Origin of the sequence: Marinospirillum minutulum DSM 6287 (assembly GCF_000422325.1) — a bacterium.
GTDB classification, from domain to species: Bacteria; Pseudomonadota; Gammaproteobacteria; order Pseudomonadales; family Halomonadaceae; genus Marinospirillum; species Marinospirillum minutulum.
This window is the reverse complement of record NZ_KE383818.1, coordinates 655665-667464: the sequence shown is the minus strand read 5'-3', so window position 1 is coordinate 667464 and position 11800 is coordinate 655665. Positions and strand designations below refer to the sequence as shown.

The 11800-nt window shown below is 42.8% G+C and carries 10 protein-coding genes; 1 reads left to right on the top strand and 9 read right to left on the bottom strand.

Translation table 11 applies throughout. The features are described 5' to 3' along the window. Positions 1-36: 36 nt before the first annotated feature. The 4 genes from H571_RS0112720 to H571_RS15645 form a co-directional block, all read right to left on the bottom strand. Positions 37-2409 (bottom strand): ABC transporter substrate-binding protein, encoded by a 2373-nt coding sequence (locus tag H571_RS0112720; RefSeq protein ID WP_027849644.1) that lies wholly within the window; start codon positions 2407-2409, stop codon positions 37-39. A 138-nt stretch (positions 2410-2547) separates the two neighbouring features. Next, positions 2548-4689, bottom strand: coding sequence for an ATP-dependent DNA helicase DinG (gene dinG / locus H571_RS0112715; protein ID WP_027849643.1), 2142 nt, complete (start codon positions 4687-4689; stop codon positions 2548-2550). Continuing rightward, positions 4686-6041 carry a DEAD/DEAH box helicase gene (locus H571_RS15210; RefSeq protein ID WP_036218228.1) on the bottom strand — a complete coding sequence of 452 codons (1356 nt, stop codon included), beginning with the start codon at positions 6039-6041 and terminating at the stop codon, positions 4686-4688. Before H571_RS15210 ends, dinG begins: the two co-directional genes overlap by 4 nt. A gap of 90 nt (positions 6042-6131) precedes the next feature. After that, positions 6132-7049, bottom strand: coding sequence for a hypothetical protein (locus H571_RS15645; RefSeq protein WP_027849642.1), 918 nt, complete (start codon positions 7047-7049; stop codon positions 6132-6134). Between the two features lie 279 nt (positions 7050-7328). Here H571_RS15645 and H571_RS0112700 point away from each other — a divergent pair, with 279 nt between their 5' ends. Beyond that, positions 7329-7913: a Fe-Mn family superoxide dismutase gene (locus H571_RS0112700; RefSeq protein ID WP_027849641.1), complete on the top strand. Its 585-nt coding sequence runs from the start codon at positions 7329-7331 to the stop codon at positions 7911-7913. Between the two features lie 64 nt (positions 7914-7977). On the opposite strand, the gene H571_RS0112695 is transcribed toward H571_RS0112700, so the two are convergent. The 5 genes from H571_RS0112695 to H571_RS15640 all read right to left on the bottom strand — a co-directional run bounded on the left by H571_RS0112695 (position 7978) and on the right by H571_RS15640 (position 11705). Beyond that, a complete protein-coding gene (locus H571_RS0112695; protein ID WP_156887882.1) occupies positions 7978-8526 on the bottom strand; it encodes a hypothetical protein in 549 nt (182 codons plus the stop codon). An 85-nt stretch (positions 8527-8611) separates the two neighbouring features. Beyond that, positions 8612-9901 (bottom strand): hypothetical protein, encoded by a 1290-nt coding sequence (locus H571_RS15200; RefSeq protein WP_036218225.1) that lies wholly within the window; start codon positions 9899-9901, stop codon positions 8612-8614. After that, positions 9901-10926 (bottom strand): phosphate acyltransferase PlsX, encoded by a 1026-nt coding sequence (gene plsX, locus H571_RS0112685; RefSeq protein ID WP_027849639.1) that lies wholly within the window; start codon positions 10924-10926, stop codon positions 9901-9903. Before plsX ends, H571_RS15200 begins: the two co-directional genes overlap by 1 nt. Before the next feature lie 25 nt (positions 10927-10951). Then, positions 10952-11131 (bottom strand): 50S ribosomal protein L32, encoded by a 180-nt coding sequence (gene rpmF / locus H571_RS0112680; protein WP_027849638.1) that lies wholly within the window; start codon positions 11129-11131, stop codon positions 10952-10954. Between the two features lie 37 nt (positions 11132-11168). Then, on the bottom strand, positions 11169-11705 hold the full coding sequence (locus tag H571_RS15640; RefSeq protein WP_156887880.1) for a YceD family protein: 537 nt from the start codon (positions 11703-11705) through the stop codon (positions 11169-11171). Positions 11706-11800 lie beyond the last annotated feature (95 nt).

The window sequence follows — 11800 nt, the reverse complement described above, 5'->3', positions numbered from 1 at the left end:
TTTATTTAACACTTCATGAGCTGTTTCTAATAAGACTCAGCTCATGATTTTATTACGCCCAGCCTCTTTAGCTAGATACAACTTTTGGTCTACCAAAGAAAGCATATTATCAACGGTTATACCTTGCTTAGCTTCTACTACACCGGCACTTACCGTTTGTTTTATACCTTCTTCAAATAACTGTTTTTCTAAAGCCAAGCGAATTTTTTCAACAACCAAACAAGCTTGCTGTTTATTAGTTTCTGGACAAATCAGTAGAAATTCTTCACCACCCCAACGACCAAACATATCTGTTGATCGGGTATTTTTTTTGACCAATTCAACAAAGGTTTGTAGCACTTTATCACCAACCTGATGCCCAAAATTATCATTAACCTTTTTAAAAAAATCTAAATCAAATAAAGCTATCGACATAGGTCGCTTATGCCTTAGTGCTAGCGCCAGTTGATCACTCAACGCTTTATCTAAGAAATGGCGATTGTAAGCGCCCGTCAGTTTATCGGTAATTGAGACTTTTTCTAACTGGGCATTTTTTTCTTTTAGTGCTAGTTCTGCTTTCTTTAATTTACAGTTCGCTACTCGAATGCGTTGATTCAGCTTAAATAAATGCAAGGTGTAATAGCAGAGCAGTAGCATAACTAAGCCTAGCCCAATAAATGGTGGTAAAAATTTGCTCCAAGGAAAACCTTTTTCTACCTCTAAGGTAACCCAGCTATCATAAATACTGGTGTGCTGCTGCCTTGAAATATGCGCTAGTGCTTTAGCTAAAATAGATTTAAGTACTAGTTGATCTTTTTGTACAGCCATAGATAAATCAAAAGAATAGGGTGTTTGACCGGAAATTTTTAAGTTTGCCAAACCCTGTGTACGTATTAAATAACTAGCAACAGCAAGGTTATCAATAAATGCGTCAACCTCACCTGCGGCTACAGCTTTTAATGCTTCTATGGCACTGTCTCTTAAATCGAGTTGAATCAACGGATGGTTTTTTTCTAGCATTTCATGTGATGCATAGCCTTTTACTACAGCTACTCGCCTACCATTCAACTCACTCATGTTAGAAATAAAGCTAACCTGATTATCCGTCACTATAATCATCGGAGAACGTATATAAGGCTGTGTAAAGTTCAAATACCTTCTACGTTCTGGGGTATTGGTAATGGCTGGAAAAAAATCTATACCGCCTGCTTTGGCTTCATCCAAGGTTTCTGGCCAACTAAGCTGGTCTTGAATTTTAAACTTGAGCTGCAATAGCTCCTCTAGTAGTTTTATGTAATCTCTACTAATACCCTGCAAGGCTGCATCGTTAGTATCTAGGTACTCAAAAGGTGGCCAGTTACGATCTATACCAACTTTTAAAATGGGGTTAGAAGCCAAAAACGCTCTTTCTTCTGGGCTTAAATTTAGCTCTTTATTTGGCTGACTATCAAAAACAAGTCGCCCAACACTCTGTTCTAACTCTGATTGGGTTAATTCTGTATTAATTATTTTTGTTTTGGCTAAGAGAGCAAGCATATACTCTAGCCTGCCTTCAACTAAAGTACCTAACTCTGTGGTATGCCTTGCAATTAAGGGTTCTAAACCTTGAGCTTCTGCCATCAAAGCTTTGGCAGTTTTATTTTGGGTGTTATATTTTTCAAGAATTAAGTTAACTATTTCTTCTTTGTTATCTAAGGCATATTCCCAGCCACGCAAAACGGCACGCTTTAGGGCAGCAACTCTTAGTGGGTTTTCTTCTGCTTCTTTACTGGACGTAATTAAAATATCACCATAGAAATCCATTCCGTAGTGCTTAGGGTCTATAACATTCACTGAGTAACCCATTTCTCTGAGAAGGTAGGGTTCATTAGTGCTGTAAGCGGCTATGGCATCTACTTCACCGTTAATTAGGCGATTAATTCGATTTTTAAGCTGATCACGAATCAAACCTTGTTCTAGCACGCCTTGTTCAGCCAGCATAGCCAATAAAGAAATGCCATCGGTATCATTGTCATAGAAGGCTAAGCGGCGACCAACTAGGTCTTTAGGGCGGGTAATATTTGAAGTACCTAAGCTAATTAAAACATTAGGTGAGTGCTGAAAAATAGGTGCAACTAAAACAATGCCATTCCTTTTTAGATGATCTAAAAGCACTATGGAATCTGTTACACCATAATGAGCCTTACCTTCTAAGATTAGGTCAACATTACTCTGCTCCAGATCCCGCTCTTTTAGCTCTACATCTAGGCCTTCTTCAGCAAAATAACCTTGATCTAAAGCGGCATAATAACCAGCCGACTGAAACTGATGTAGCCATTTAAGCTGAATAACAACTTTTTCTGAAGCCAAGCCCATGCCACTGACTAAGAGTAGCAAGTAAAGGCAAGTCGATATTTTAGTGGCCAACTTCTGAGCTGTACTTTTGTTCATGCTTAATGTGCCTTCATCTTCATTACCTACAGCATAGGGAAGGAATAGCATTATTAAAAGTACATATTTAAGTTAGAAAGACAAAAACATCAATTCCGTTTCATTTAGAAATATTAATGAAATATAACTTTACATTGGCTAGTTTATTTCACGTCGGAAGGGTGGGAGGCTATTCAGTAGTTGGCTACCATAGCGCTTGGTTAGAATGCGTCTATCTAGCAGCGTAACCCGCCCAATATCTTGCTCAGTGCGAATTAAACGACCGCAGGCTTGTACTAGGCGGATGCTGGCATCGGGTACACTAATTTGCATAAAAGGGTTGCCGCCACTGGCTTCTATCCATTCTGCTAAGGTGGCATCAACAGGGTCATCGGGTGTAGAAAAAGGCAGGCGCACTATCACCACATGCGTTAGGTATTTACCTGGCATATCAATGCCCTCGGCTAAAGAGGCTAAACCAAAAATAATGCTGGGTTTTTCTTCATCTATACGCTGACGGTGTTTTTCAATTAGTCTATTTTTAGACAGCATATCTTGGGTTAGCGTTATTTTACGCAACTGAGTTGCTAAACCGTCATACACTTCATTCATTTGTCGGCGGGAACTAAACAGCACCAAAGCTGCAACTTCTGGGTGGTCTAGGTATTCCTGCATATAGTCTAAAATAGCATCGGTGTGGGCTTCAGCTTGTGATGGGTCACACGCTTGTTTAGGCACTTCAAACACCCCTAACTCAGGGTAGTTAAAAGGGCTTTCATAGGTTTTACAAGGCGTACCAGCCGTTAATCCGGCTCTTTGGCGTAGCCTATCGAACTTGCCTAGTGCTGTAAGCGTTGCCGAGGTAAGGGTAGCACCATAGCAGCGTGACCAAAGCCGATACGCTAAATCTCCCGCCGCAGTTACTGGGCTAGCACAAAGCTCTAGGTCTTCATCACCTTCGCTTAAACTGTGTCTAACTAACCAGCGTGCTAAAGGTGCTTGGTTAGGTGGGTCTTGCTGGGCGCAAAGCATCCATAGCTGATGCGCCGACTGAGAACGAGTATGCAGCACGGCCAAAAGTGGCTGCCATTCTCCGGCGAGTTCTGCATCAATACTGGAGTTTTTTTCTGGGTCTTGCGCTTCTTTTAAGAGATTAACCAAGCTTTCTAAAATACGGCAGAGGGTAGCAAAGTGAATAACTAGCTGTTCAGAAAAAGCCTGCAAATTAGGCGATAAAACACCCTTAGGCCAACGGTGGACTGCAGGGCTTGAGTCTCTAGGAAGGGTTTCAACTAGTTCATACAGTTGGCTATAAAGTGCACCCAAGTCTCTTTCTAAAACCTCTAAGGGTGCATTCAACTGTTTAAGTAGACTAGCGGCTGTTGGGCTAGTTGCTCCTAGCTTTTTTAAAACTTCTGGCTGAGATTTTTTTAATAATCGCAACCAATTTAGAGCAGCATTAAATCTAAAGTTGGCCGCAAAATGATTTATGGCTTTATCTGGCAGGTGGTGAGCCTCATCAAACACATAATAGGTTTGTTCCGGTGGCGGTAAAATAACACCGCCACCTAAGGCTAAATCTGCTAATACCAAGTCATGGTTAGCAACGATTAAGTCTGCCTGCTCCATGGCTCGCCGCGCATTAAAAAAAGGACAAGCCCCTGTAAAATATGGGCAGCGGCGATTAGTGCAGCGTTGATGATCTGTGGTTAGCCTTTCCCACACTTCATTGGGTAGGTTTTCTTTTAGTGCGTCTCTATCACCATCCCAAGCACCAGAAGAAAGGTCTTCTGCCAATTTTTCTAATCTATCTTGTCCTGAACTGCTGGTTTGCTTCATTAGTTCTGCCTGAAACAAATCCAATGTTTCATCTTCTTCTGGCTGATTTTTGTCTAAAGCTTTAATTAATTGTGCAGTACAAACGTAGCGCCCACGCCCCTTAGCAAGAGCATAGGTAAACTTGATGCTGGTGAGCTTGGCTAGGTCGGGTAAATCACGAAGTAATAACTGTTCTTGCAGGGCTATGGTCGCCGTTGCTACAACCAGTTTTTTTTCGCGCGCTTGTGCAATGGGTAGGGTTGCTAGCAGGTAGGCAAGGGTTTTTCCTGTGCCTGTACCTGCTTCTATAGCAATAAGTTGTTGTTGGCTTGTACGCCTGCCCTCATCATCTTCGGTGATGGCAGCAAAACTTTTGGCAATGTCGGCAATCATGTGTGCTTGACCACGACGCGCCTTGGCTCCTCTACCGGCTAAGAAGTCTCGATAGGCTTGCTGAATTTGTGCCTGCCACTGAGGATTCATGCCTCTTCTTTTAACAGCTCATCAGGGGGATAAACACAAGGCAACTTATTCTTAGTTAGCCCTTCAATTGCTGGTAAAGCAAAAGCGTCTTCTTCGCCTATAAAGCTAATGGAAGTACCTAGTGCACCGGCTCGACCTGTACGACCAATGCGGTGAACATAGTCTTGCGGGTCTTCTGGAAGGTTGTAGTTAATGACATGACTAATATCATCAATATGAATACCCCGACCTGCCACATCGGTAGCTACTAGTACTTCTATACGTCCAGAACGGAAGTTTTCTAAAGTGGTAATGCGTTTTCTTTGTTCTACTTCGCCTGACAGCATATCAACGTTAATGCCTGCTTTTTTAAGTGCTTCATAAACTTTGCGGGTTGCATCGCGGCGGTTAGCAAAAACTAATACCTTGGTTAAGCCCCAATGTTTAATTAAGCGAGTTAAAAGTGCTGTTTTGTCGGTATCAGCCACTAAAAAAGCATGTTGTTCAATATTGTCTGACGCTTGAATTTTGGTAGCAATTTCAACCGTTTGTGGTGCTATAGTCCACTGATCTGCTAAATTCATTATGTCTTGGGTGAAGGTTGCCGAGAACAATAAGGTTTGACGTTGTTCTTTATTGGGTGTGGCACGAATAATGCGCTTCACATCAGGGATAAAGCCCATGTCTAACATGCGGTCGGCTTCATCTAATACCAGGACTTCAACCTCACGCAAATCAACATCGCGCTTGCTGTGGAAATCGAGTAGTCGCCCGGGAGTTGCAACCAGCAGGTCTATCTTTTCACCCCTTAGCTGATCACGCTGCTTAACGTAATCCATACCACCCACTACTGAAAGTAGTTTAAAGGGTGTGTAGCGCATGAGTGTTTCGGCATCTTTACAAATTTGAATTACTAGCTCACGGGTAGGCGCTAAAATTAATGCTCTAGGTGCACCTATTTTTTGTCCTGCTGGTACTTCTTCTTCTAACAAATAGGTAAGAATAGCGATTAAAAAGGCGGCTGTTTTACCCGTACCTGTTTGTGCTTTACCAATTAAATCTATGCCATGCAGGGTATAAAATAAAGATTGAGCTTGAATGGGCGTACAGTAATCAAACCCTTGCTCACTTATTGCACGTAGTAACGCATTAGGCAGCTTTAAATCTTGGAAGCGTAGTTTGCCTTCCATTGCGGCAACCTGATGGTCTTTTGGATTCCAGTCGGCCATAAAATCTTTTCCTTGTTGCTGACTAGTAGGTGTATTTGGAGCAACACGGGATGCGTTAGGACGACGTTTCGACGGGCTTCTGCGGCGACGGCGCTTATTGGTAGGACTTTTTGATCCGGACGGGGCGGCAGGGGTATTTGTCAAAACACAACCTCAACTAAATAGGTAAAAATAACTAACTTCCTTATAAGGCGAGCTATCATAACAACTTTTTAGCTAGCCTCCTAACAGGGTTTATTTTGCCTGCTGTAATTCACGCACTTCTTCCATTAAACGTGTGACTCGGCTGACTAGCTGTCCACGGCTAGCTTCAAGCGAGGCCAATATTTCTTCTTGTTCAACCAGCTTGGCTTGCAAATCATCTGGCAGTATTTGGCTAACTTTGGTGCTTAAATCTGTTAGCTGTTTTTGTAAAGTTGCTAGCTGTTTACCCTGGTCTTGATCACGTAAGCGTTGGTCTAGGGTACTAGTGTTTAGACTAACCTCTGTTAGGCGTTGGTTGACTACAACTAACTGCTGGTTTAATTCTTTAATCTGAACATTAAGTTCATCGCTATTTTTTTTCAGATTAGCCGCTAAGTTTTTATTTTGCTCTACTGCTGAATTACTGGCGGCAAGGCTAGTGGCTAGCTGTTGCTCTATTTTACTTAGGTTTTTGTCTAGCGTTTTAGTTTGGTTTTCTAATGCGCTGATTGCAGGTCGGTTAGTACGATAAGCCACTTTCCATAGTTTGTCGTTTTCTGACCAGAGTTCAGTTATTTCAGCTTTTGCTTCTACCAATTTTTCATTAAAGCTACTACCAGCGGTGGATAAATCTTCGCCTGTTTCAGAAAGGCGTATTTCCAGCTCTTGAATTCGTTCTGCTAACACCTGCATCGACGCTTGCTGCTGTTGAGCTTCCAGGTATTGCCAAGCCAATAATCCTAAAGCCACTAGCGCAAGTAAAATGGCTAACCAGCTTTTAAAGGAACTACCGCTTTGACTGGGGCTAGCAGCCTCACTTGAAATCTGCTTGCTAGTGCTAGGCCCATTGTTTATATGGCCTTTACTGGCTTTAGGCGTATCAGCTTCAGATTGATTCATTTCAGGTTTAGCCTTAGCTGCAGGTTGCGCTTCTTCTATTTCTAAGCGAGGTTCTTTACGGTTAGGCATAACTCAATTCACCAGTGGTTGTACTCTGTTAAAAAACTTTTATCTATTTTGCCAAGAACTACTGCTACTAGCCACAGCAACACTTTAAAGAAAATAGTTTATCCTTTATTTATCAATCTAGGTATAACCAACTAAAAAGCTCGGGTTTGTCAGATCTGCAAGTGAATGTTACTATTCATCTGTTGATTGATTTGTATCAGCACCCCTTGAAATTTGCTGATACTGACACCATCTAATAGTTATAACCACACTTGATGAGCAATAAAAAGGAGATTCACCATGGCTTTTGAACTACCAGCACTACCTTTTGCAAAAGATGCGCTTCAGCCGCACATTTCTTCAGAAACACTAGACTTCCACCATGGCAAGCACCATCAAACCTACGTTACTAAGTTAAACGAACTAGTACCAGGTACTGAGTTTGAAGGCAAAAGCCTAGAAGATATCATTAAGTCTGCACCTGCTGGCCCTGTATTTAACAATGCGGCTCAAGTTTGGAACCATACTTTTTACTGGAATAGCCTAAGCCCTAAGGGTGGCGGTGCTGCAACTGGCGCTATTGCAGATGCAATTAACGCTAAATGGGGTTCTTTTGCTGAGTTCCAAAAAGAATTTGATAACAAAGCAGTGAATAACTTTGGTGCATCTTGGACTTGGCTGGTAAAAAATGCAGCGGGCGAACTAGAAATCGTTAACACTTCTAACGCTGGCACACCTATGACTGAAGGTCACACTGCACTACTTACAGTAGACCTATGGGAACACGCTTATTACATCGACTACCGTAATGCGCGTCCTAAGTACCTAGAAGCTTTCTGGGCACTGGTTAACTGGGACTTTGTTAACCAGAACTTTGCTGGTTAATTTTAGCGCCTAAGATTAAAACCCCAACGCAATGTTGGGGTTTTTTTTGGCTATAAAATACTAGCTAATCAATTAAATGCTGATGCATTAAGTCTAGCCCACGAGTAAGTTCTGAGCCTAACAAACGCTCTGGATAGGTTTCTAAATTACCCAATTCACAGATTACCCGCTCTCGCCCTTCTCCCCAACCCTCAATATCAAACCCAAAACGTCGCCAAAAATTTCGTCTGGCTGCTAAGGGTTCAAGTACAAGGGATTGTGGTGCCTTTAAACGACCGGTCACTATTGCTGTTTCTGGCAGCACATTACTTAACGTGTTAATTAGGGTATTTACAAGAAAACTAGAAACGCCCTGCCCTGACAAGGGGTTGGCATTTTCTAAATCAATAAGAGGTTGCGTTCCGACTAGGTCAAGAATTTTAATTTGCTGATCAGCAGTTAAAGTTAAGCTCATTCTTGCTCGGTGCACCTGCCCATTAAGCTTAGCTGCAAAGTTCAAACCTAGCTCTGATCGCTTAATATCCGTATAAAAACCTGCGCTACCTAGAGGAATAGGAACAGGTTGCTTAATACCTTCTAATAACTGCAACATACGTCGATAATTGTTATTCAATGCCGCACTCCCTGTTGATTTTACTCCAATTACTCTACTGAATGAGTAATCTAAATACTGTAAATAATGTTAGCACTAGGTAACGTTAGTTTAAAAATGCATAAAAGTGTAATGCCGCTAACTGTACTAGTAGTAAGATAGCAACGTAACCTAAATTCCAGCGGGTAAAAGCATAGGAAGACAAGCCATAACGTCCCTGCATTGCTAAATGTGTACCAGACAAAGGCGAAAGACTAACACCCAAAGCCCAAGCCATTAAAAACACTAACGCAAGCAGGTTAGGGTCTGTAACCCAAGGCGAAAACAAGCCACCAGCAGTTGCAATACTAATAACAGGGTGAACGCCCAAACCTGAAATAACCACCAAAACTAATAACAGCAGCCAAGCCTGCCAAGGTCCAAAAACATCTAACTGCAACGAAAACTCTGCCGCCTCTAGTGCCGAACCCAAACCTGCAGCTAGAACACCAGCAGCCAAAAACAAAAGGGTTTCACCTGACATACTAGGTAAAGTAATCTCAATATGTTGGCGTAAATACTGTTTAGTCTTATAACGGTAGCGCACTAGCAATAATACCAGGGTAAATAATAAAGATAATAAAGAAACCAGCGTTAAAACTGGAATGTCTTCTTTTACTAGGTGAATACTTAACACACTAACCGCCAACACCAAGGGCAGGGTTAATGCCTGCCAATGCATAGGATAGGCAGCAGTTAACTCTGCTTCAGGCTTACGCAGTAGCAGAGAGCCAGCAATCACCAAGCCTAGCGCAGCTAACACTAAACCTACTGGCATTAGCTTCCATAAGCTTGCCCCAGGCGCACTAATTAACACTACCCCCATAGAGGCAAAAAAGGGTGACCAATGAGCTGCTAGGGTAAAACCACGTGTAATGACCAAGGCCTGCAAGGGTGTTAAACCCTGCTTGGCAGCTAACCTATCTGCCATAATAATCATTGCAGAAAAGTTAATAACGGCACCAAATGCATGTACACCCAAAAGGGTTTTCCAAAGTGCCGTCCGACCAAGGGGAAGTTTTTCTTTTGCAGCTAGCTCGGTAATTGCTATTAGTCTTAAAAAGCTAACTGATAGCAGCATACTAATTAGCCCTTGGTTGCCTTCCAGTGCTTTTAGCCACCAGAGCACCTTTCCTTCTTGAAACTGCCCATAAACTAAGCCAGCAGTGCCTAAAGCAAACATAATTAGCACTTGGACTCTTTGTAATGGCAGTAGGCGGGTAAACATACGGCTGGCCGCAAACCAAGCAAAACACCCAGCTAAGCTGGCTAAGTAAGGCCAACCAAAACTAGCTAGCAAGGCTAGAAGTAGCATTGCCAAGAGGCTATAGCCTGTTAGTGGATCAGCTTTCAACATTAGTCTTGCGGTGGGGTAAGTTTTTGCATAGCCGTTTGAAGTTGGTCAGCTAACCCTTGTCTGGCTTCAGTGGCTGCGCGTGTTATCGCAAAGGAAAAACCTTTGGCATCGGCATTGCCATGACTTTTAACCACACAGCCCTGTAAACCAAGGAAGCTACCGCCATTATAGCGTACAGGATCCATTTGTTGTTTAAGCTGTCGCAAAAGCGGACGAGCCATTAAACCAACAAGACGACTGTAAAGATTTTTATGGAATAAACCCTGAATTTGACCTGATAAGTAACGCGCTAAGCCTTCACTGGTTTTTAAAGCAATATTGCCGGTAAAACCATCACAAACCACTAGATCAACTTCACCACTAAAAATTTTGTCACCTTCGACATAACCAACATAGTTAAGGCTAGCGTCTTCTTCTATTAACTGTGCCGCAGCTTTTACCAAGCTATTACCTTTAATCGCTTCATGCCCCACATTAAGGAGAGCAACGCTGGGTTTAGCCTTACCTTCAATACTATTCACCATCACCGAACCCATTAGAGCAAACTGCAACAAGTGCTCGGGTTGGCAGTCGATATTAGCACCTAAATCCAGTAGGTAGCTTCGACCCTTATAGGTTGGAATGGCTGTACTAATTGCAGGCCTTTCTATGCCCGGTAGCATTCCTAAATAATGGCGGCTAATTAACATTAAAGCACCCGTGTTGCCACCGCTCACCACTGCCTGGCACTGGCCTTCAGCAACTAGCTTAACAGCAAGGTGCATAGAGGAGTTTTTACGGCTACGCAGGACAGAAGCAGGCGCTTCATCCATACCTATGGCATCATCACTAGCTAACAAATGAATGCGCTCAGCAAATTCACTACTTAAGTGATGCTGTAGAAGAAGGGTTTGAAGTTGTTCTTTTTTACCAACAAGGGTAACGCTTAGGAGGGGGTCTTGCAGTAGGGCTAATAACACACCGGCGATATTAGTACGGGGACCTAAGTCCCCGCCCATAGCATCTATAGCTAGGTTAATCTGCACAACAATTACCCGTGCAGATCAATACTTAATCTTCGTCTTTATTAATAACTTGCTTGCCACGGTAAAAGCCTTCTGCAGTCACATGGTGACGGCGGTGAACTTCACCAGTTGTTGCATCAACAGCAAGTGCTGGAGCGGTTAGAGAATCGTGTGCACGACGCATGCCACGTGCAGAACGGGTTTTTTTAGATTTTTGGACAGCCATGATTTACTCCCAGGTTTACTAAGCCAAACTTAAACATTCATTGCCCGGATTTAAGTGATTTTTTCAAATCAGCCAGAGCACTAAAAGGGTTGTGTTTCTTTGTAGATACTTGAACTTCAGGCTGCTGCTCAGTGAGCTGACCTGGAACCTTACAACTACCCTCTGGATGGTAAGCCACCAAAGGTAAGGCTAGGATCAATTCATCTTCTAAAGCAGGCAGAAGGTCGAGTGTCTCATTTTCTATGAATACCGGCTCGTGCGTTCGTGGCAAGTTAACTGCCGCTTCTTCGCTGGTCACCAGTCCCCACAGGAATTCGCTCTCAAGTGTCTGACTTACTGCTTCCAGACAACGCTGGCATTCCAGTGTCACTTCACCCTTAACTTTTCCTTGAACTTGCAACAGGCGGTGTTGGCCTAAGCTGAAGTGCAACTCATAATGAGCCTTACCTTCAGCACTCACTAACATTTCCTGCAGCCTTTGCATGTCTTGCATGGGCACATCAACACTGATTGCACCTTCTGCAGTACATAGCTTCCAAGGATCCAGCGGGTGACGCAAGTATTCGTTTTGCATAAAATTCAAGCGCGTAATAATAGAGTGACTTAAGCTAAGTGTCAAAGCACAAAGACACTTCAGCGCAAAAACTAACAGGGCAAGCCTGTAAAGGC

Excerpts from the sequence above, each read along its gene's own strand:
- H571_RS0112720 (WP_027849644.1), bottom strand. The coding sequence starts at position 2,409 with ATGAACAAAAGTACAGCTCAGAAGTTGGCCACTAAAATATCGACTTGC.
- dinG (WP_027849643.1), bottom strand. The coding sequence starts at position 4,689 with ATGAATCCTCAGTGGCAGGCACAAATTCAGCAAGCCTATCGAGACTTC.
- H571_RS15645 (WP_027849642.1), bottom strand. The coding sequence starts at position 7,049 with ATGCCTAACCGTAAAGAACCTCGCTTAGAAATAGAAGAAGCGCAACCT.
- H571_RS0112700 (WP_027849641.1), top strand. The coding sequence starts at position 7,329 with ATGGCTTTTGAACTACCAGCACTACCTTTTGCAAAAGATGCGCTTCAG.
- H571_RS15200 (WP_036218225.1), bottom strand. The coding sequence starts at position 9,901 with ATGTTGAAAGCTGATCCACTAACAGGCTATAGCCTCTTGGCAATGCTA.
- rpmF (WP_027849638.1), bottom strand. The coding sequence starts at position 11,131 with ATGGCTGTCCAAAAATCTAAAAAAACCCGTTCTGCACGTGGCATGCGT.
- H571_RS15640 (WP_156887880.1), bottom strand. The coding sequence starts at position 11,705 with ATGCAAAACGAATACTTGCGTCACCCGCTGGATCCTTGGAAGCTATGT.